This is a genomic window from bacterium, from assembly GCA_020444325.1.
GTDB lineage: Bacteria > Bacteroidota > Ignavibacteria > SZUA-365 > SZUA-365 > BM516.
Map to the genome: position 1 here is coordinate 1 of JAHLLD010000014.1, position 22645 is coordinate 22645.

Genomic DNA, 22645 nt, shown 5'->3' on the forward strand with positions numbered 1-22645 from the left:
CAGATTGCAGATTGCAGATTGCAGATTGCAGATTGCAGATTGCAGATTGCAAACTCGGCTGGAGGGGGATTGCTTCCCGCGGCGTGTCCCCGGATGCCTATTGGCTTTGTGGAAGCAATCCCTGAGCCGCCGGACCCGGAGGGATCTGTGAAGCATGGAAAAATGGAAGAATCGAAAGATGGAAATATGACATCGACGGTATGTTTCCATCTTTAGATCGTTCCATTTTTCCATTTACAACTTCATCAGACGCCTGCAGCGTATGCCCTCAGATGTGCGCAGAACGACGAAGACAGGGCCGGCAGAGAGCGATGCAATATCGCGGGAAATGCGGAGTCCGCCCTGCGGCATGCGTCCATCATACAATATGCGCGTGCGGCCAAGTGCATCGCTCAACGTGATATGCATAGCGGCACCCGCTTCCCCGCTGCAAACGATATTCAGGATGTCGCCTGCGGGCTGTGGATAGACGTCGAGTTGAATATCCGATGGATGTCGCATATCCCGCGCAGCATCATTGACTGCGACTTCCTTCGTCTCGAACACATGGGCAACCAGGCTTCCCTCGGACGAACGGACGAACTCGAGCACGTACAGGAAATGATTGATGGGATCGTATGCTGCGGAAAATATTTCCTGCTCGCTTCCGAAGAAGATTCTGCCATCGATGCGCAGCGCGGCATAGGGCTGCGGCTCATGTGGTGAGGAGACGCCATCGGCGACGTCCGCAAGATCGTCCGCGTTGTAAAACACGATCATGGGACGCATGAGATGCGCACGCCAGCCCTTGCCATCAGGGTCCGTTTCGTAAAATTCGGGGTAAGGGACATCGGCGATCACCCAGTCGTGCCGCATCTGCTCACCGTGATAGCCGTACCAGTTATCCCCGAAGGCCTTGCGTCCGACAACGGCGATGGCAGACTGCTCCCCGGCCTCCAGCCAGCAGGCCTCACGCCATTCGTCGCTGTGCTTGTATCCGTCGATGGCATCGGGAAAATGGTAGTTATCGCTGTTCTGTACGGGACCGTACTCCAACAGCCGCGTAAAGTCGAGCTCACTGCCCTGTCCCGGCGGTGACGCTCCTGCGGAGGGTATGGCATACATGGTGGGACCGAGCCCGCTGAGTCCACCATCCCGGAATCGGCCAACAACGAGCTGCCTGCCGTCCGTATGGTCCTGCGCCCAGGCATCCGGTACAGCAAACAGCCAGTCGCTCATCTGCGCGTCGATCGGCGGCGTACCGGCATCGCCCACGTACCAGGCACCCGCGTAGGGACCACCGGAAAGATTATCGGCGGGACAACAGCTGATGCTCGCGTGCTTCTCTCCGGTCACTGTATAGTGAATGCTCCAGGCACTGTAGAGCCGTTGGTCTGAAGGAAGGTACTCCAGACCCGTACGCCAGATATCGACATAGTCCCAGTTGTTGATATCTGAGGGACGGATGTTGACCGGCTGCTGAAGCACTGCGGCGACGGGAAGAGCTTCGATACCGGTCGTCGCCTGCAGCGGCGCGGGAATACTGATCTCTCCCACGAGACCGTTTTCCGGCTGGTTGAGATTACTCACGAACAATGAACCCGGGTATCCGTCGCCCGATCCCGCTCCGCTCTGTCCCCCATCTCCGTCCTGGCCATACGCAATCGCTTCGCCGCCCCAGTTGAAGTCCTCCGGCAAGCGGAACGCCCCGCGATACTCCATTCCCGCGGGTTGTAGCTGCGTGGCGTCACCCGCAAAGCTCTCTGTCGTGACGGTCAATTCCTCGGAATGCGCACTTTCATTCCCCATCATATCCCGTGCTGTCACGGTAAAGCGGTAGTCGGTTTCCGGCTCGAGGAACACACAGGTATGACTGTTCTCTCTCGTATATCCCTCCACCAGTCCGTCTGCATAGACGAAATACTCGACAACACCAACATTGTCTGCCGCATCATTCCATTGCAACTGCACCTGAGAATCTGTCACCTGCACCGTTCGGAGTCCGCTGGGTATGCTCGGGGCACGCACATCCGCCCTCGCAAGCTCAATTTTATCGCAAACCAGAAAGCTTTTCTGGTCGCTGGCTCCCCATTCAATGGCGCAATTCACATTCACGAGATTGAAGCTTCCCATGGTTGCATGGACCCCAGCGGGCGCAATGGCGAACATCGTCTGCCCGGTTTCCCCGGGTGCGAGCTCAGTCCATGTTTCCCGGTAATCCTCCGCACTTCGCATGGTGAACCACGCACCATCGGAATTCCCCCCATCCGGCTGGTCGGTGTCGGTGAAACTGATGCGCGCGGTGAAGCGTACCGTCTCGTCGGAACGGTTGTACCAGGTGACCACGATACAGTCCGCAACCGTGAACGCCCTGCTTATGCCGCTCACACCCATGTAATCACTGTATTCATCCGCCGAGACGTCTGAAACCAGTCCCCCGGGACCATCCGCAGTATAGTCGACTGCATCACTTTTGATCAGCGTATTCCATCCGGAGACCTCGAAGCTGTTGCCTCCCGCGTTCGCGCCGAAATCCACCAGCACCCGCTGAGCCTGAAGGCTGCCGGTACACATAATAATAGTAAGCGAAAGAAACAGGGTAAGGAAGGACGGTAGCGAATGTTTCATTGCTGTCTCCTGCTGAAGTGCACACGTCCCGACGAGGAACGCACTGCGGTAATACTGTCGCCTCGATGCGGAAATATCAAAAGCAGACATACAAATCGCAATAATGGAATGCGATTCCTGCTGCATTTCCCCGACCGATGACAGAATTGTGACAAAAGATTGACGGCACAGTGACCGCTCGTGCCATGCAACTCCCTATGTTTCCAGCAGTTGCAAGTATGAGTCGACAGGAGATCATCATGTACACCGTCAATATCGTCGCATCGAAGCGCCAGTGGAAAGAGTTTCTCGATGTCCCCGCTCTCGTGTATCGCGGACAGCGGCATGCCGTCAGACAGCCGGTGTACGAAGTGCGTCGACTGCTGGACAGGGAGAGCAACCCTTCGCTCCACGGACGCCGTCTCATCCTGCTCACGGTACAGCGTGGGGCGCAGGTCATCGGGAGATGCTCTGTTCTTCTCCCTGGCGAAGGACAGCATGGTGAAGCGCTCTTCGGGTTTTTCGAATCTGTGAATGACCGGGAAGCTGCGTACCGCCTCTTCGCCACGGCCAGTGATCTCTGTGCACAGCATGGCGTGCGTGCGCTGCATGGTCCGTTCAATCCCGATACGTCAGGACTCACCGGTGTGCATCTCGACAATTGCTCGCAGTCAAATGTCCTCGGCGAACCATGTTCGCTTCCATATTATCCCGGACTTCTCGAGCACGCGGGGTTTGCGATCGAGCAGCGTGGCCGCACCTGGCGAAGCCTGACGCTGCGAGAGGACGTCGCGGCCCTCCGCGCGTCACTTCCGAAACGCGAAACCGGCTATGCGCTAAGATCCTATTCGCTGGCGGAACTCAGGAAAGGACTCGGCGACCTCGCTGTGGTCTTCAATGAAGCCTTCCGCAACAACTGGAGCAGGGACGACCTGACAACCGATCAATATGCGTTCACGGCGGCTTCCTACATCCCAGCGGTGCTCGACCGCAGTCTTACGCTTGCCTACCGCGGCGACGTGCCCATCGGTGCCATGGTCTTTCTTGCCGACTGCAATCCTGCGCTAAAGCTGTCCTATCGTCTCCCGCATCCCCTTACGACGTACTGGCAGCGACAGTATGCGAAATACAGCCGCACGCTCGTCGGCTTCGCCATCGGTCTGCTCCCACGGTACCAGAATTCAGGTGCCGTGCTTGAACTGCTTCGTCACTTCACGTCCATCGCACGGAATTACGATGCCATGTACACGACATGGATTACACAGGGGAATCAGGGATCGGAGCGCATCTGTGCACGCCTTGGCCTGCAGCCCTGGCGCAGCATGGGTGTCTTTCGCAAGGAATGGTAACACCATCAATACAGGCAGAACCACACTATCAATAACGGAGGCCACCATGCGACGACACATCATCCCGATCACACTGTTCCTGATAACAGCACTGTACATCCCACTCCTTGCCCAGACTCCGGCAGTGCAGGGGAAGGTTTCGAACGCACTCACTGGAGAGACTTTGCCGGGAGTACACGTCCGCATCCTCCACGGCACAGAACACAGCTTCGTTGCCGGGGCGTACACGGATACTGAAGGGGACTTTCAGATCACGACACTTGAGGATGGACGCTATACATGCGTTATATCCTGCATTGGTTTCGAAACCGATACACGCAATATCGATGTCAACGGCAATACACCTTTGAAACTCAATGTGACACTGAATGAAGAAGTACTCGACATGCAGCAGGTTGTCGTCACCGCATCGCGTCGAAAGGAGAAGGTGCTCGATGCCCCTGCATCGGTCGCTGTGCTGACGACCCGCGAAATGGAACAGCGCAACGCCCTCACGGTGATGGACCATGTGCAGGGGGTCCAGGGTGTCGATGTTGCGGAAAAAGGAGTGATGCAGCGTGAGTATGTCGCCCGTGGGTTGAACAATGTCTTCAACGGTACAATGCGCACGCTTGTGGATAATCGTCTGACCAATCTGCCTTCCCTGCGTGCGAACATTTCGTATCTGCAGAGCATCGATGACGCCGATATCGATCGCATTGAAGTAGTCCTCGGACCGGGTTCCGCGCTCTACGGACCGAATGTCACGAACGGTGTCACAAACATCATCACGAAATCCCCGTTCGCTTCCCGCGGAACGGATGTCAGTATCATGGGCGGATCACAGTCGCTCGCTTCCTTCAGCGGCCGTCATGCGGGCACCGTGGGGGGACGCTTCGGGTACAAGGTCTCCGCCGGTTATCTCTCGGCTGAAGACTGGCAGTTCACCGATCCGGTCGAACCGTATCCTGAAGACCGCAGCACGGAGCGCTACAGTGTCGATGCACGTATGGATTATCTTGCGGGGGATCATTCCACCATCACTGTGAATGCCGGGCGCAGCTCGATCATGCGCGGGCTCGACCTCACGGACAACGGTGCCGTGCTCGCAAAAGACTTCAGCTTCTCGCATGTGCAATCGCGGTTTACCAGCGGTGATTTCTTCGGTCAGGTATATATCAATATGAATGATGCCGGAAGCACCTACCTGCTTCGCGCCGATCAGCCCATCGTCGACAATTCGAAGAAAATCGTAGCGGAACTTCAGAATGGGTCCCGCATTGCAGACTGGCAGCGATTCACGTACGGTGCCGACATGTATCTCACACGCCCCGAGACCGACGGTACCATCATGGGGCGGAACGAGAACAACGATGATGTCAATGAGTTCGGCGCCTACCTCCAGTCTGACACCAGGCTGATCGAAGGCTCGCTGAGCCTGCTGCTTGCGGGACGCGTGGATTACCACAGCGCGCTCGAGAACCCGGTGTTCTCTCCCCGTGCAGGACTGCGCTATACTCCTGCAGAAAATCACAGCATTCGCGCCACTTACAACCAGGCGTATCTCACTCCAGCGATCAGTGACCTTTTCCTCGACCTGCTCGTCGCGGAAGATATTTTCGATACAAATTTCGACCCGATGATGTACAACCTGAGAAATGTGGGTGTGCCGGAGAGTGGGTACAGTTTCCAGCGGCAGAATGGGGATCTCGTTTTTTACTCTGCCAGCAATCCCGGAATGGGATTACCCGTTGGGCAGGCAGGCGCATACTGGGAACTGTCTCGAGAGGCGGTTCTCGCTGAGGTCGAACTCCCTCCGGATCTCATAGAAGCAATCAGGAGCATTCCCAATCCCGATCCTACACAGGTCGGAGGTGCACTCGCCATGCTCAATCTTGAAACGCAGGGCTTCGATCCTGTCGCCGCGTCCAGCATCCGCGATATCGATCGGCTGACACCGACGGATCACCAGTCATGGGAGCTTGGGTACAAAGGCATGGTCAATGAACGCATTCAGCTCGGAGTAGACCTGTACTATTCCGAATACGAAAACTTCATTACCCCGGCCCGGGTTGCAACACCGAACGTCTTTCTCAACGGGGAACAGACTGCCGCCTACCTGTATCAATATCTCTCACAGGGCATCCCCCCTGATCAAGCGCAGCAGATCGCGGCTCAGCTCGCAGAGGGAATGGCACAGGTCCCACTCGGCACCGTGACACCTGAGCAGGCATACGATCGGACAGAACTCCTGATGATCCCGGTCAACTACGGCAACATCAATTACTGGGGTACCGATGTAACGGTAAAAGCTGAGCTCTCACGCACTTTCAGCATTGGTGGAACGTACAGCTATATCAGCCAGGTGTATTTCGATGACGTCGATGGACAAGGTCCGCTCTCCCTCAATGTGCCACAGCATAAAGCGTCATTGTCCCTGCTCTACACCGAACCCTCCACGGGCATTCAGGGTACGGCACGATATCGCTTCGTCAACGGACATCGTGTGAAATCCGGCGTGTATGAAGGATACATCAACAGCTATGGTTTGATCGATCTCGGCGTCCGTATTCCTGTTCCTCTTCCCCTGCATCCGCACTTCGTACTTGGCGTGCGCAATGCGCTCGACCACAAGCATGTGCAGTATGTCGGTGGCGGCGAAATCGGACGGCTCCTCACCGCGAAAATGCAGATTCGGTTCTGAACGAACGACATGTACACCGCGCTGGAAACGTAAGTCCATAATCGGCAGGGATGGCACAGTCCATCCCTGCTTTCCCTCCTCACACTACCGCACAGGTGGCAGCCATGCCCTTCGCTCTCGCAAACAGGAATTCCGGCAACCGTCACTTCGCTGATGAAGTCCGCGGCTGGAAAATCTACGATTTTGGCGCCGCCGCAATTCCGACCTCACTGATCACTGTATTCTTTGGTCCCTTCATCACTTCGATTGCAGTGAATGCCGCAGGAAACGATGGTGCCCTGGTCTTGTTCGGATTATCAATGCATCCCGGAGCGTACTATCCCTATCTCATTTCGATCTCCGTCCTTCTGCAGATAATTCTGCTCCCACTCATCGGCGCCCTGGCCGATTACACACGACTCAAGAAAACCCTGCTGACTGTCAGTCTCACCGGAGGCAGTGCCGCTACCATGGCGCTGTCACAGGTAGGAGAAATCGATGTGCTGCTCGGGGGTGGACTCTTCCTCCTGATCAATGTCTTCTTCGGGTGTTCCGATGTACTGTACAATGCCTTTCTGCCAGAGATCTGCAGTCCCGACGAGAGGAACCGCGTCAGTTCGGCCGGCTGGGGTCTCGGCTATCTCGGTGGCGGAATCCTGCTGCTGCTGCAGTACCTGTTTTTCGATCAGAGCGCCGCAATGGGTATGCAGGAACTGCATGCCGCCCGTATCGTTCTGGCAAGCTGTGGCGTCTGGTGGCTGCTGTTCGGTGGTGTGGGACTGCTGCATTTGAAATCACGCGCAGCGCAGCGTACGCGCAGCGGGAAAGGACTGCTCATCACCGCAGGATTTCGCGAGTTGACGCAGACATTTCGCGGACTGCGCCGCTACCCCCAGACTCTGCTCTTTCTTGTCGCCTTCCTGCTCTACAGTGACGGAATTCAGACCGTGACTACGGTCTCGACGCAGTTCGGACAGGAAGAAATCGGATTGCGTATGGAGGACCTCGCCGAGATCATCCTGATCGTGCAGTTCGTGGGTGTCATCGGTGCCTGGCTGTTCGAAAGAATTGCGCGCCGCTTTGGTACAAAACGCACCATCCTCTTCTCCCTCGTGGTATACATCCTCATCACGCTGTATGCGTATGGACTGCTGCAGACGAAAACGGATTTCTATCTCATGGCCTCGGTAACAGCACTCGTGTTGGTCGGCAGCCAGGCACTCAGCCGGGCCGCGTTTTCCCGAATGATCCCTCCCGGACGTGAAGCGGAGTATTTCGGAATCTATGAGATCAGTGAACGCGGAACCAGCTGGCTGGGTCCCCTGCTCTTCGGCCTGGCCCTGCAGCATACGGGCAGTTACCGTCTCGCGGTGCTGGCTATCTCCGCATACTTTATCGTGGGTTTCCTGCTCCTGATACGCGTAAAATTTTCACGGGCGGAGCGGGAGGCCGCGCAATCCGATCTCCCTTCCCCCGTTCCGGGGGGTGATAAACCGGTATTCCATCCTCATGCCTGAAAAGAGAAACGTCCCGCAGAGCGGGACGTTTCAACATGCAACCGTGGGAAGACCTACTCGTTCACAAAGTCCCACACTTCCTGCTCGCTCTCCGCGATGTACACGAGATCCAGGTGCGGCACGCGGTCGACCTGGTTAAGCAGAATATGTCCGTAATGATAGGTCGGAAGTGCGCGCATGTCATCGGCACTGTTGATGAATGCTTCCACTTCCGCATAATGTTCTTTCGGAACTTTGCCAGTAAACTCATTCGTGACCACGATGCGATTGTCCGTGTCGACGCCGAGGTAGAAGAGTTTGTTCGGGTAGGATTCTTCCAGTGCGGGAATACGATCTCCCTGAATGGCGCAGGTATCCACGACAGTAAGAATATCGTTATCCTGCTCGTCCTTGTGCATGCGATAAAAGCGGTACATACGTACTCCTTGATAGTCAGGCATTGGATGGCAAATTCCTGTGGAACAGGCTGAGGCAGCCTGGTTTCCGACAGTGGTAAACTAATCCATCCGAATGCGCGACGCAACACCGGGAAATCCGTTTTGCAGCGTCGGATCCGTCACATCGTTTTTTCTTCTTTCCGAAACTCCCTGCGCAGGCCTTCGATCACGTCGTGGCGGCGAAGACAGTCATCCTCTCTGGCAAATGCACGCAGCGCTGCATAATGCATGACGTTGACGATGCCCGCGCCTGTTATCTCATGCTCCACTGCGATCTGTTTCCAATCGAGCGCTTCTTCGGGAGGAAGTGACGCCGGCACGGTGCCCTCCCAGAGTTTCTGCCTCTCCGCCGCCTTCGGCATCGGGAAATGAATAATGGTCTGGAAACGCCGGAGAAACGCGTCGTCAATGTTGTTCTTGTAATTCGATGCGAGGATGAGCAGTCCGTCATATTCCTCGATGCGCTGAAGGAGGTAAGCCACCTCCTGGTTTGCATACTTGTCGTGCGCGCTCTGCACAGAGGTACGCTTTCCGAACAGGGCGTCGGCCTCATCGAAGAACAGTATCCACCCCTTTCTGGCCGCGCGCGAGAATACCCACTCGATATGCTTCTCCGTCTCACCGATATACTTGGAGACGACCTGGGAAAGATCGATGCGATAAACGGGGAGATCGAAATGCTTGCCCAGAAGCGTCGCTGTAAAGGTCTTGCCGGTGCCAGAGGGACCATAGAAAAGCACGCGATACCCGGGCGTAATCTTCCGCTGCAGCACGGCGTCTTCCAGCACGCGCGCATTGTATTCCATCCAGAGCCTGATGTCGAGCACCTGTTCCATGGTGCGCGGGTGAAGGACGAGGTCCTCCCAGTCCATCAACGTCGTAATGCGCCGGGCGGGGAATTCGCTGCTGTACACCGGGGACGCGTCCTGTCCGATAAGGATTTTCTCCAGCCAGTCCTCATCCGGCTGCAGTCGCCCGCTCATCGCGGGCTCGCCTTCACTCAGGTATTCGAGATGCAATAATCCCAGCCTGGAGCAGGCACCATCCTCACTGAACAGGCGCTGCACTTCGAGCCGTTGTTCGATATCCATTCCTGCAAGAAGGAATAACGCCGTTTCCCCGGTGGGAAGCATGGCGCGATGCTGCTGTCCCTTGACCCCGCCAAACTCGGGAAATTCCCCGCCTTCGGGCATCGCTGCCCGCATAACATCCTCATAGAAACCCGGCTGCAGTCGCGGAGCAAGCGCGAGCAGCAGCACCGTCATTTCTGCCTGCGTGAGCGCGTCCGGGACCTGCAGACATGCTTCAGCCGCCGTCCACCTTTCGTCGCCTTTGAAAGAGTCGAGACTGACCTGCACCCCCTTGAAATGCATTTCGAGTCGGTACAACAGCATGTCGCGCAGAAGCTCCATAGCCGCGGTCAATGATCCCGGCTGCGCAGCGCCCTGCGTCTTTGGTAACGGCATCTGGTAGGTGGTCATGGGCTCGGCTCAGACTGTCAGTCGAATAAAATCTTTTTTCCGATAGGAACGCGTGCGCTCGCAGACTTCGTATCCGTTGCGTTCCCCGTCGTCATTGGTGTTTCCTTCAATCGTGCGGATGTGTGAGCCCGTCGCTTCAATGACGATACCGATATGCGTCCAGTCGCTGCTGTGCTTGCGTACCAGGAACAGGCTGCCTGGCGGCACCCCGCGGCTTCTGGCTTCCGACTCTGGGAGAAAGAGTCCGGCACTCTTCGCCTGTGCCGCAAAACGGTCGCATGAAACAGAGCCGGTCACAGGCATGGGGATACCAAGGGTTTCGGTCGCCTGACGCAGGATGAAGCGCGCGAAGCCTGCGCACCAGTACTGGGACGGCCCTTCCTTCCCGCTCATATACAGACGAACCCAGGGACCGCAGTTGTCCGCCCGCAGCTCGATCGGATGTTCGGCCAGATGCTGCTTCGCATAATTGACGACGGCGCTGTTGATGTTGTTCCCTGCATCGGGATTGCGCTGCAGCACCGTCTTCATGGCATGGACCAGCGCTTCCCAGGTTTTCCTGTCCACTCGTCCGGTCACCGCCAGGCTGTGTTCCCGCTGAAAGCGGGCGACAACGGATTCAGTGATGGGACCGTATGCACCGTCCATCACCAGACCATATCCATTGAACGTCAGCCACTCCTGCACGCGGCGTACGGCATTGCCGCGTTTGCCCCGTGTCAGTTTGGCTTCGAGAACAATCTCTTTTTTGATGTATGATTCGAGCCGGCTCACCTGCGTCGTATACGTGAACATTGGTAGGTACCTCCTTGCATGGGATATCAGCGTTCTGCCTGCAGCCATGCGGGAGCGCCCGGGCGTGGACGATCAATCACTGCATGACACTGCTGGTTCGAGGGTGTGTTGTCGGGATACGTGTTGCGTGTTCGACAGGTAAACAATACGATTCCTGACTCACAGGTGCAACATTGCAATGTGCCCGCGATGGACACGGCCTGTCATTCCATTGTATGACTATTTCTTTCCATCGTCATCTTCACAATCGAGATCGATCGGGACGTTGAAGGGATCGAGTGCGTCACTTTTCTTCTTCGCCGCCGTTTCCCTTGCTGCGGCATTGGCGTCGTGCATGGCCTGCACATGCGCTTCCAGTCCGGTTTTACAGCCGGTGTAATTGATGGGCAGAGAGACGACGCCGTTGTATGTACTGAACGCGGCGACGTGCTGCTGTTCGTGCGGCGCGATTTTCCCGTCTATCACTGCCTTCACCCTGTCCTGCTGACACGGTGTGAGTCCGCCAGGCACCGCGGGCAAACTTACCGTCGTATTGACACTGTACGTAATCACCAGCGTCCCCGTGATCGTATAGCAGTCATCAGCGCATTCCTTGCACGATTTGTTCGGAACGCCCTTCAGGTTTTTCGTCCGCCCGACGCCACCATCAAAATCAGCGTCTGTCTTCCCGGTCACACTGATGGTCTTCCCCGCAACTGCCATATGCGAAGGGGCGCGCTTCGTCATGAAATCCGGCAGGACGACAGGCTGCATGACATCCTCTTCTTCCTGCCGTGCCTGCGCCTCCGCCGCTTTTCCGGGAGCAGCTTTGTCCGCTGTCCCGCTTTTTACCGCTTCCTGTTCGGTGGTACTCGATTCGGGAGCCATCTGCAATACGGGTGACCCACTGCGCTGCTGCTGGACATGTCTGAGTTCGTGCGCAAGCAAGGCACGGTCGGGACTACCGTCACCTGTCAGGTACTTCTTGTTCAGCACAACATGGTCACCGTACGTGAATGCGCGGGCCCCGAGTTCCTGTGCCGCCGAGGAAGCTTCCTGGTCACGGTGGAGGCGCACGTTTCCGAAACGCGTACCCATCCTCTGCTCGAAGAAACGGCGCGTGCTTTCCTTCAACGGTTCACCTTTCGCATGCATGCTCTTCATGAGTCCCCTGAAAAAGGGACCGCCGCGCGTCGTGCTGCTTTTCTTGCGGACACGTCGCACGCGCTTGCGTCCATTGGATTTTGCCATGATCTATCCTTTCTCCAATCGTATGGGATGCATTAATTACTTCTGAACAACCGCACATGCTCGATCTGCTGAAGTCTGAGGACCGCCTGTTTCTGCGCGGGAGAAAACACCGCGGTGTCATCTTCTTTCCTGGCCTCGCTCAATGCGACATAGCTGCCGAAACGCCGTACGGCTCCGGGACCGCCTCGGGCTTCCTCGATCCTGCCGGCGAGCGTGTCTCCGATACCGGTTGTCGCAGCCAGTACCGCGCGGGTAGAGGAATCGAGGAACACCGGATCGGGCGGCGGATCGCCTGCGAGATAATACGCCCCGGCATCCTGCTCGATGGGATTGGGCACGCTCTTCGACACAATGAGCTGCGTTTGCCGGAACGATTCGCCGTCACGTTCGAGAATATGCGCATCGCATTGCATTGCCGTCGGCACGCGCTCTTCCGCGTCGACGATGCGGCCTTTCACTTCCGCATGCGGATCCCCGCGGGCGGCGAATGCCTGCTTGAGTCCCGCGGCCGTGCCCCGTGCGGAATAGTCCGGTCGCACGGTGTACTCGACGATGGCGCCGGAATCCACCGCAGCCTTCACGGCAGACTCCACCTGCGCTTCATGCTGATGATTTCCTGCTCTCGAGAGCGGTGTCATATTGTACCACAGCCCCTTCCCTCCAAGATTGTGATTCAGGAGGTGTCCACGGATGTAAAAACTTGCTCCGCCCGACTGCCTGCGGAGGTTGAGGATGTCGTAGGTCGTGTGACGGGCCTGGGTGGGCACCGATCCCGCTTCAAACTTGCCGCGCGCGAGCTTGTATCCCCGCGCGAAACGTCCGAAAGTATCCGGTCCTGCCGTGGCGGGTTGATGCTCTATCACGGATTCCTCAACCGCCGCCGGTCCACCGCCGAATAGAATTCCGGTATGCTGCCCGAGCTGCGTGAGCAGGCGTTCGACCTCCTCGACCTTGGCTGCCTTGCTGGCTTTCTTCTCCTCATCCGTACTTCCTTCCAGCGGAGCCTGAAGCACGGTGTCGACATTCGCCGCAATGGTCATGGCCCGCTCTTTCGCCGCCTGCTTCGCAGCCGCATCTTCCCCTTCACCGATCTGCACAGCACTGATGAATGCGTGATAGGTCGTCGGCGTGCTCTGCATCATGAGGGTGGGATGATCTTCCGTACCGCCCAGGTACAGCCGGTGGTTGCTGCCGTCCGCCGCGGTAAACCGTTTCTCGACTCCCAGCCAGCGCCGTATCGCACCGACGACATTGCTGCCGATGCGCCGCAGGTTCTGCAGGAAGCGCGCACCAAGATTGATGGCCTTGTCGATGAGCCAGTCGATGGCGGAATCGACCTTCTCCCGGATAACACCAATGATTTCCGCCATCTTGCGTCCAATGCGTCCGAGTCCCACCTGGTTTGCAAGGAAACCGATCACGATGGGAATACCGCGCGCCATGGTGCGCTCCAGGAAATCCGCAGCGGAGCGTATGTTCCCCGCGGCGATTTCGGCAATGCCGGTAACGAAGGAGTTGACGATCTCGAGCATCTGGCGGAGGTATTCGATGAAGGACTGTATGGCGCGGTACAGCGCGATGGCGCTGTTTATCACGGCCATGATACCGGTCGGATCGAGCATGCTCAGCAGCTTCGTCACGACGGCACCGATAATTTTTTCCATGATCCAACCCTTCGCGGCGTCGAGAACCATGGTCCAGAGGTTGCTGAGTTTTTCCTGGATGTATTCCCAGATTGCAATGGGACCGCGCTCCATGACATCCTTGATGAAACTCCAGATGCCTTCGAGCCGGTCGATCATGGATCGAATCCTGTCGACCTTCTCCTGCCCGATTTTCTCCGCGAGCTTCGTCCAGACCTTCTCCATGATCTGTTCGAGTGTGATGCCAAGTATCTGCATGATGAGCTTCAGGATGCTCCGGAAGCTGAGGTCTTCGGGCTTCTCGATGCCGAGTTCCCCGAGCTGATGGAAGAACCAGTCTGAGAGTCCCGTCAGAAGATGCGACAGGATGTTGTCGAAGAACTGTACGAAGCCCTGCTTGATTGCGCGCAGCAGGTTCTTCAGGAAACCGATGGGATCACGCTTGACGGAATCGATGACCTCCATGACCTTCGAAATAATGCGGCGAATGAGGTCGATCGGGAAATTCATAACCGCGAGCAGCGTCTCGACAACGATACCGACGATGGTACCGATAAAGCTGATCAGCCGGCGTACCGGTCGACCAAAAGTGGCGACAATGCGGCCGAATACGGTGAAAGGACGCAGGAAATCGTTCCAGCTCATTGATTCCCACAGTCCGGTAAACAGTCCGACGATATACTCCAGGGTGAAATTCAGTCGACGAACCGCAGCATTGATTTTCTGCAGGGTGCGGTCGATCGCACCACTCTGTTTCATCTGCTGGAACTGTTCTTCCCCGCCCTCCATCAGGCTCATGAAACCGTGTATCAGGTTCTCCGCGTTGCGCGGTACGCCGCGGCCCGTGAATACATCACGTCCCAGGATCACCGTAATCAGGAAGTACCCCCGCGCATCACCCGCAAAGCGGGAAAGCCGGTCGAGCAACGCATCGCGGAGTATGCCCGCCAGCGCAACGACCGCGTCGCGGATGAATGTGGTCACACGCGTCACGGGACGGCGGAAATTGTCCACGATCATCACGAACGTATCCACCGGGTGGAAAAGGGAATCGAATGACAGCTCTTCCCAGATGTTGGTGAACGCCTGCGCGATATCGGCGACACTGTCCGTAACAACACTGATACTGCGGTCGATCCATGCGACGCATTGCTGGAATATCCCGTTCTCCATCATCTGCCGGCGGATCTGTGCGCCGTACTCTCCGAGGACGGCGAGTCCTGCATTGAGTATGTTGGTGCCGTTCCTGGCGACCGGCTCCTTCGTCACCGGATTCTCTCCCAGGATGACGCAGAGCAGTTCAAATGCATTCGGGAAGTACTCACGGACGAAACGCACCACATTGGTGATCGCGATGTCCTTCACCATGGTGAGGAAGTCTTCGCCTGTCCCCACCGCGAAATCGACGATGCTCGTCACCACAGAACGGAAGAGGTTGGCGATACGGTCGATGACGGCATCGGGATCTGCGACATCGTCGATGCTCAGGTCGTCCCAGAATCGCTCGAAACGGGAACTGACCGATGCAATCATCCCGATGAAGCTGTTCACCGCGCTGAGGAGGAAAATCGAGACAGGTGTGATGGCCTGGAAATATTCAAGGACGGGACGCACGATACTTTCGCCGGCCGGGATCAGATCGAGTACTGCAGTGAGCAGAGCCGGACCCGTGCGGGGGAAAGACTCCCCGGTGATGGGATCGTATTCAAGGATGACGCGAAGCAGCTTGTAACCGGGGATTTCAACGACAAAGTCGCGCACCTTCCCGAGCAGCCAGTCCTTCGCCGCATCGATTCCCTCTTCTATATAAGCCGCTGCCTCACTGACAACACCCGACACCGCATCCCATGCATCACCGAACCAGGACGCCTGCACGTGTGAAGGACGGGAAGGCATGACGCGACGGATACGCGACGCGACTTCGCTGCGCTGTACTGATTTCGTCTGGAGCTGTTCCTCTTCCTCCTCCTCTGCCTGCCGCTGAATGTCGTCTTCCTCGTCGTCAGGCACGGCCACATATTCCACAACAGGCGACAGAGCATCGCGCTGCAATTCTTCTTCCTCCTCCTGTTCCTGCTCTTCACTGCACTGAAGGCAGCCGTCCGCATTGACAAACATGCCGGATTCGACATAATCGACGGAAGTACTCTGCTCAGCTTCATGCTCTTCCTCGCCATCGGCCTTGCGCTGCGCACCGAATTTCTCACGACGGAGGTCGCGCAGCGAGCGCGGCTCGGTCTCGGCATCTCCGTTCTCCGGGGCTCGCAGATTTCCTTCCATGACGGCGAGCGGATTGAAGAAGCCGTCCCATTGCTCCGGCGTGTGCGTCTGCTCCTGGACTTCACCACCGAGGTTGTCGCTGCCTGCGGTGTTGCCGTTGACCGACACGATGCGACCCCCTTCGGTGCGCACGACAATACCGAAGTGTGAACGCCGTTTGCGGTAGGCAATGTCACCGGCCCTGGGCATATATCCCGGTGGATAGGCCGCTTCCGGTGGAATCATGGATTCGCCGAGTGTCCACTTCGGCATGGGAATGCCGGATTTGTTCAGGCTCCAGAACACGAAGATGCCGCACCAGCTGGGCATGGCGTCCCGCAGTTCCGTCTCGTTGGGATCCGACTGGTTCGGGATCTGTCCCTGCACCTCAGCCTTCTTCTTGATATGTCCACGCCAGACCGTGCCGGGTACCCCGGTCGGCGCATCCACGATCTTGTCTTTTCCGAAGGACGTTTCAAAGTATTCGATCAGCCGTTCCCAACCCACGCGGAAACCATCAGGACCCACATCATTCGCAATGACCTTGCCCTCTTCCTGTTGCGCCAGCTTGACGGCATGCTCGAGATGCGGAGGAGATGCACTGCGCTGCAACTCCCCTGTAACGGCGCTTCGCTGCACGCGTCGCTGCACCACGGCCGCGGAACTGCTGTTCTGCACCGGACTCGCTCCCTGTTGAATCGTATGTGTCAGCTCGTGTGCGAGGAGGGTCTTTCCCGCGGAGGAATCGGGATCGTATTTCCCACTGTTGAAATAAATGTTTCCGCCATGCGTAAACGCATGCGCATGGATATCACGATTCATTTCCTGGGCGCGCGCATCCGTGTGTACGCGTACGCCTGAGAAATCCGCTCCGAATCGCGACTCCATGTACTCCCTGGTTGAACCCGGCAGCGGATTGCCACCACCGGTGCTGCTCTGCAGCCGATGTTCAAATGTCCTGTCTGCGCGAGGCGGCCCCCGGCCACTGCGCTGTACGACATCGGATGGATGCATACCAATACTCATGCGCTGAAGGCCCGCGGAAAGCCCTCCTGTAGATGAGGCGGGAATATTATGCAGTTTCTGCATATTTTCTCGCCCATCATTATGCGGAAGCTGCATAAACCGCGCCTGCAAGTCTTCTTCCTCCTCCGTTTCCGGGTCCCCCATACGCGCGACCATGGCTTGTCCCATGCCCGCGCCCCTGTCATCCTGTTCCTCCTCCTCTTCCCGCACAGGATCATCTTCCCTCCCAACCGCATCCTGCGACATCTGCTCCGCCGTCTGCACTGCGGCGTCAGGAGTGTTCACCACCTGTTCGGCTACGGCATCTGCTTCAAGCTCATACGGATCGCCTGGCGTACTGACGCGCAGCCGCGGCTGTACGGTGGAAGGGAAAAACGCACGTTCAGGGGATGCAACTTCGGAGACGGATTCCAGCGCTGCACGAAAAAATGTCGCACTCCCGCTCTCCGTGCGTGTGTGCACGTTGACCGCAGGCTTGCTCGTTTTTTCGACGCTGGAAAACATGGGAGACAGGGTTGTTGGGAAAAGACATTACCAGTCGACGACCAGCATGCGCTTCATCCACGGAAGACGCACGTAGGTGTACTGCCACGGGAGATAGCTGAGAAGGACATCCTGTCCCTCCGGACGAACGGTCAGTTGCAGCCCCCCTTCCTCATCGTAGAGCTTCCCTTCCCGTTTGAGAAACGCCACGCGGAGTCCTTCGACCGATACATTCTTTAAACGGTCCCAGTGTTGTATGACCGCATGCAGCAGGTCATCAATCTCCGTCTTTTCGATAGCGGATAGCGTGATTTCCGTGTCGCACAGTTCTTCAGACTGCAGTCCACAAAGCATCTTCGGCAACAGGAGATCCCACTCATCCGCGGCGGTTTCACCGGTGGCGAGCGCATGCAGCAGCATGGGAAGCCGCTGCGTGGATAAAAGTGTCTGTTCGCTGTTCAGTGCGCCGATGTTTTCAAATAAACGCGGGAGGAAATTGGCAAGAAGAACGAGTCCGGCATTCGCAACATGCACCGCAGCCGGAGCATCTTTCCTGTCGTGAAGCTCTTCGGCCTCTTGTGGCTGCGCAGTATCAGAATCAATCTGCGTGCTCTGAATGGTGAAGCGGATCGTCCACGACTGATCGATGGCGCTGAGCAATTCTCCAATGACCACTTCGTCGCCGGAAGCTGCATCGTCACTGCGCGCTATCGCGGCATTCCCCCTGTACAGCGTCGCGAGCAGCAACTGAAAAAGCGTCTCCGGCTGTTGGCTTTCCGCATCCAGGAGCACGAGAATGCGCTGCAGCATAGTGCTGCGATCGATGGCGTAGAAACGCTGCACATTCCTTTCGAGCAATCGCACAGTGCGTGTCGTCCAATCGCGCCACTGCTGGCTCGTACTCCCGGTGGCAGCGGCGAGCAGCGTATCGATGGAAGACATTCCCGCGAGCTGAATCCAACGATGAAACACCGCAGGGGGACGCAGCGTCTGCAGGAGCCGCATCGATTCCTGTACCTCCCCGGCCGCACGCTGCAGAATGTCTCCGGCAATCCAGTGCAGCTGCCGTGTATCCTGACCCGCAGCTACGACGCCGCTTTCGAGGTATTCACGCAGCACAATGAAGTGATAATCCTCAACTGAGAGGGCGGGAGTTGCGCTCTGGAGCGCATCGCGGAGCGCCTGCCATACCTGCTCTCGCAGATACATCTGATGCCTACCGCGCCCCTCGTCCGTCCATGGGAAATTATCGAACGCAAGATGAAGGGAAAGACGGGGAAGCCGAATGTAGGTGTCCTGCGGACAGAGGTCGTGAGCGGCACGGTCCACTTCTTCGAGTACTACGCGTTCACACCACGCGCGAATATCCGCCTCATGAACATGCTCCGCCGCCGCCGTGAGATGAATATCGACTTCAGCGCGATGGACGATATGCAGCTGCTCCGTCATCCGCGCAGGGCACCGAGTGTTTCAAGCAGTCCTTTGAGAAAACGCAGATACTTTTTCTTGTTTCTGGCTGTCGTGGAAATGCGCTCGGCTTCCTTCTCGACATCCGTCGCGATATTGCTGATGGAACCCTGTTCCGCATTGTTGAACTTCGGCGCGTTCTGCCGCCAGGTTCCGAGGAACGCCTTCAGGTGACGTTCGAATGCTTTCTGTGTCGGGATGGGATCCTGATCAAAGTCTCCCTCCTGCACACAGGCATAGAACATCAGCACCGCATTGAGGATGCGGTAAAGCTCGATGAAGGGACTGCGTCCCCTGGTCAGACGCAGAATCACGGCATGTAATTGTTCCATCCACGTGAGGATGAGATCCGGTGGCAGCATTCCCACAAGCTTGAGTGCCTGCTCCTGCGGTGGAAGCGGGAACAGTTTGGGTAGCTGTTTCAGGAAGATATTTGCTGCAGTCTTGTAGGGCGCAAACTGCTCGCGCGCCGTATCCGAGATGCCGTCATCGAGCTTGACGAACATGTCATGCAGTTCTTCCAGCTTCGTGCAGTTGGCCTGTTCCCCTTCCTGCGCAAGTGTTACGGTCTGCGTCGCTGCATGGTCGGGACAAAAGTCGTTACTCGCCGTGAGCTGCACCGTAAAGGTACCGAACTCGTCATAGGTGTGCAGGGGACTCTCCGCGGTATCGGTCGAGCCATCGCCGAACTCCCACCTGTACGACGTCGCAAACGTGGATGTATTGATGAAATGGAAGCCGTTGCGTGCGGCAGGTGAAGGTTCAACGCGGAACGATGCCCGAGGCGCGCGGTGAACACGCAGCTGTGTGGTAACCGACACATCGTCAACGGTATACTTCAGCGTCACCGTGGTTGTGTCGCCATCGGCAAGATCCACACCCGTCGGCACGAAAGAGAACGAACCGTCCTCATTCGGTTTCAGTCCCCCGCCATCGCTTGTCAGTGTCCCACCCTGCGGAGTGACATCAATGGCATACGAGCCTTTGTCCGCGGCACAGAAATCCGTTCCGTCGATTTTGATGGAAGGCTCAGGCTTTTCATCGGAACCGAGGCAGATGAAATTGATCGGTGGACAGCTCGACGCACAGATGTAAGGCAGATAGAAGTCCGCGATGACGGTTCCGTCGGGGATCTCCGCTACAAGCTCCAGCATTTCCTTATCGGTGATGCTGTCTTCTTTTGCACGTTCAGCGACCTCTCGAAGCAGCAGATCACTGATGTGTCGCGAGGAGGAAATACCGCGGGCGATGGATTCCGTGCTGCCCACGCGCCGCATACCTGAACTATGTTCTGTGAAGGACTCAACAGCGACTTCGCCGAGAATTCGTTCAGCACTGTCGTTTGCGCTTGCCGTCGTTGGTTCTTCCCGGGCCTCGGCAGTAATCGTGTTTGCCGCTTCCCCGATGGTCACGCTTTGCCGCGCCCGGCCTTTCTGGTGATACACGATAACAAACGTACCGCCCATGGGCACGCCTGCCTTGTGCTGTATGCCGCTGTGCATGTACGCGTACATGGCAAAGGTCTGACTCTGCATGTAGCGCTTGAAGCGCTCGATGAGAGAAGCATAGAGTTCGCGCAGCAATCCCGCTTTGCAGAGCCTGATCACTGCATCCAGATGCAGACGATACTCTTCAGCGATCGCCGCATTGTCGTCATTGGCAAAACCCGCCAGCCGCAATAATACTGTGGCAAGACCAGCAGCGTCACGCATGCGCAACGTGACATCCGTGAGCTGCAGCTGCAGCATCTCTTCCGGCAGCGCCTCGTAAATCTTTTCCAGCCGGTACATCAACAGGAGCGGGTACTGCCAGGTGGGAGCAGCCGTAAATGCACTCTCATTGAAAGACGCGGTGAAGCCGAGCTGCATCATCGAGCTGTACGGCTGGTCCTTCACCCGTGGATACCAGGCGCTGAATACCGCACCGTAGCTCTGCTCCCGAACCTGATACGTCGAATCGAAATCCTTCACCAGCCTCGAAGCGAGCTTTGTACTCTGTCCGATACTGTCAGGCAACTGCTGAATCGGCATTTCATGCAGAAAGCGCATAACCGTGCCGAGGCTGCAGCGCAGCTCGGCCACCTGTGCGTCGTATTGCGTCTCAAGGTCGCCGAAGAGACAGATGATTTCCTTCCAGTCTTCGGGACGTTCTTTCAGCGACCGGCTCATATCGCGCAGACTGTCTCGCAGCATGGCGGCAAGCGTTGCAAAATCCCCGTTCATCGCTACCACGTCTACCGGGAGACGGTTGCGGGCCTTGAGCGCCAGAAGTTCGCCAAGCGCCGAACGCCAGTGCGTGCCGATATGTCCTTCCACGCGGAGGAAGTTGTAGGGTTCGAGGTCGAACTGCAGAGGTGTGCGCACCCAGTCGTCGCTGCTGTTATACAGCGATGCATGATATGAGAGGTTCGTCTTGCCCGTTCCGATACGCAGCTTCTGCTCATTCCACAGTTCGTACAGTGCCGGAGAGCCCGCCAGTACGTCGTAGTAGTACGGGATGGCTTTCACGGAAAGCGCTTCGGGTCCCAGCGTACTCGGTGTGTAACGGATCGGCAGACGCTTCCGCCTGCGTTCCTGAAGCTGGACCGGGAGCTGCAATTGACGGACGAGGCGCGCGAGACGCAGGAGCAGCATGCGCAGCCGATCGGAGGCGTTCCCGCCACAGCAGACTGCGGGTGAAGGAATGAAGCGGTGCCGGTATTTCGAATCCGCACCCGTGGCGCGTCCGAGAAGGAGATGCCGTGGGAAGGCTTCTTCATCGGGACAGCACACGGCCAGCGCATCGTTGCATACATCACGCAGCTCGTCATACGCCTGCAGCAGATCGCTGAAATGATCGTAGTAGTACTGTGCGTGGATGAGCTGATCGACGCGAATGCTGCCATCGTTGAGAAAGGCGTAATCGCTTTTCAGTGACTGAAAAGGATTCGAGGGCAGAATGTCATTCACCAGCAGCTGCATGGCGGCATAGGCCTGGGAAAACGTCGTCTGTATATCCGAGAGGAAACCACTGCCCAGGGGACGCAGGAACTGCTGCAGGATCTTTGCGGTGTCAGGCAGCGAGGTTGCGGGTACGTCGTACCTCGGCATACGCAGCTGCGGCCATTCCGCACAGCGGAAACCCGTGCGTGAAAAGCCCTCAGAGGCCTCTCCTCCGAGCAGCGCGTCGGCGTTTTTCCGCTCGACGAGCAGGGGACGGAAGGTGACCGTGACCGTTCTCCCCTTGTCGTCACAGGAGTCGGGATCGCAGTTCTTGTTTCCCTGCTGAAGCAATTCGACAAATACGAGCACAACCTTGTCTTCAAGGAACTCCGTGGTCAGTTCTTTTTTCGCCGCCGTACTCCCCGCCTCAGCCAGTTCCCAGAGTGGGAAACGCTGTTTCTTCGTTGACAGATCAACGAAACGGTCATAATACTCTTCACGCTCGGCGGTGAACTCATCATTGTAGAAGGTATACGTCGTTGTCGGCAGGGTGACAAGGTAGCCCGAGGATGTCACGCCGCAGCCTTTCGTGATGGTGATGGCATCACCGCTATCGGACACCCGGACATGGAGTCCGCACACGATACCAATACCGATCAGGTTGGTGCGTGTCATGCGGACCTGTCGATCCAGGTAACCGAACATGTCATTGAGATTTGTCGCCGTCAGCACCTGGTCGGAGACAAACTCCGGATAGCGGGTAGGAATGATTGGTAACATGCTTCCTCG

The 22645-nt window shown here is 57.2% G+C and carries 11 protein-coding genes; 3 read left to right on the forward strand and 8 right to left on the reverse strand.

Annotation, left to right across the window (positions count from 1 at the left end):
* Positions 1–234: 234 nt before the first annotated feature.
* Entirely contained in the window at positions 235–2607 is a 2373-nt protein-coding gene (locus KQI65_15545) for a fibronectin type III domain-containing protein (protein ID MCB2206156.1), read from the reverse strand.
* A gap of 218 nt (positions 2608–2825) precedes the next feature.
* On the opposite strand from KQI65_15545, the gene KQI65_15550 reads away from it, so the two are divergent.
* The 3 genes from KQI65_15550 to KQI65_15560 all read left to right on the forward strand — a co-directional run bounded on the left by KQI65_15550 (position 2826) and on the right by KQI65_15560 (position 8114).
* Complete coding sequence (locus tag KQI65_15550; GenBank protein MCB2206157.1) at positions 2826–3935, forward strand: hypothetical protein; 1110 nt, start codon at positions 2826–2828, stop codon at positions 3933–3935.
* A gap of 46 nt (positions 3936–3981) precedes the next feature.
* Positions 3982–6618: a TonB-dependent receptor gene (locus tag KQI65_15555; GenBank protein ID MCB2206158.1), complete on the forward strand. Its 2637-nt coding sequence runs from the start codon at positions 3982–3984 to the stop codon at positions 6616–6618.
* Positions 6619–6722: 104 nt separating this feature from the next.
* Entirely contained in the window at positions 6723–8114 is a 1392-nt protein-coding gene (locus tag KQI65_15560; protein ID MCB2206159.1) for an MFS transporter, read from the forward strand.
* A gap of 53 nt (positions 8115–8167) precedes the next feature.
* Here KQI65_15560 and KQI65_15565 read toward each other — a convergent pair whose 3' ends face one another.
* The 7 genes from KQI65_15565 to KQI65_15595 all read right to left on the reverse strand — a co-directional run bounded on the left by KQI65_15565 (position 8168) and on the right by KQI65_15595 (position 22636).
* Positions 8168–8530 (reverse strand): hypothetical protein, encoded by a 363-nt coding sequence (locus KQI65_15565; GenBank protein MCB2206160.1) that lies wholly within the window; start codon positions 8528–8530, stop codon positions 8168–8170.
* 140 nt (positions 8531–8670) lie between these two features.
* Complete coding sequence (locus KQI65_15570) at positions 8671–10017, reverse strand: ATP-binding protein (GenBank protein ID MCB2206161.1); 1347 nt, start codon at positions 10015–10017, stop codon at positions 8671–8673.
* A gap of 24 nt (positions 10018–10041) precedes the next feature.
* On the reverse strand, positions 10042–10827 hold the full coding sequence (locus KQI65_15575) for a peptidoglycan-binding protein (protein ID MCB2206162.1): 786 nt from the start codon (positions 10825–10827) through the stop codon (positions 10042–10044).
* Between the two features lie 219 nt (positions 10828–11046).
* A complete protein-coding gene (locus KQI65_15580) occupies positions 11047–12057 on the reverse strand; it encodes a DUF4157 domain-containing protein (protein MCB2206163.1) in 1011 nt (336 codons plus the stop codon).
* A 32-nt stretch (positions 12058–12089) separates the two neighbouring features.
* Positions 12090–17231: a DUF4157 domain-containing protein gene (locus KQI65_15585; protein ID MCB2206164.1), complete on the reverse strand. Its 5142-nt coding sequence runs from the start codon at positions 17229–17231 to the stop codon at positions 12090–12092.
* A 285-nt stretch (positions 17232–17516) separates the two neighbouring features.
* The gene (locus KQI65_15590; protein MCB2206165.1) at positions 17517–18917 is read right to left on the reverse strand and encodes a hypothetical protein; all 1401 of its coding nucleotides are present in this window, start codon (positions 18915–18917) and stop codon (positions 17517–17519) included.
* The gene (locus tag KQI65_15595; protein ID MCB2206166.1) at positions 18914–22636 is read right to left on the reverse strand and encodes a PKD domain-containing protein; all 3723 of its coding nucleotides are present in this window, start codon (positions 22634–22636) and stop codon (positions 18914–18916) included. The genes KQI65_15590 and KQI65_15595 overlap by 4 nt, the downstream gene beginning before the upstream one ends.
* Between the last annotated feature and the right edge of the window lie 9 nt (positions 22637–22645).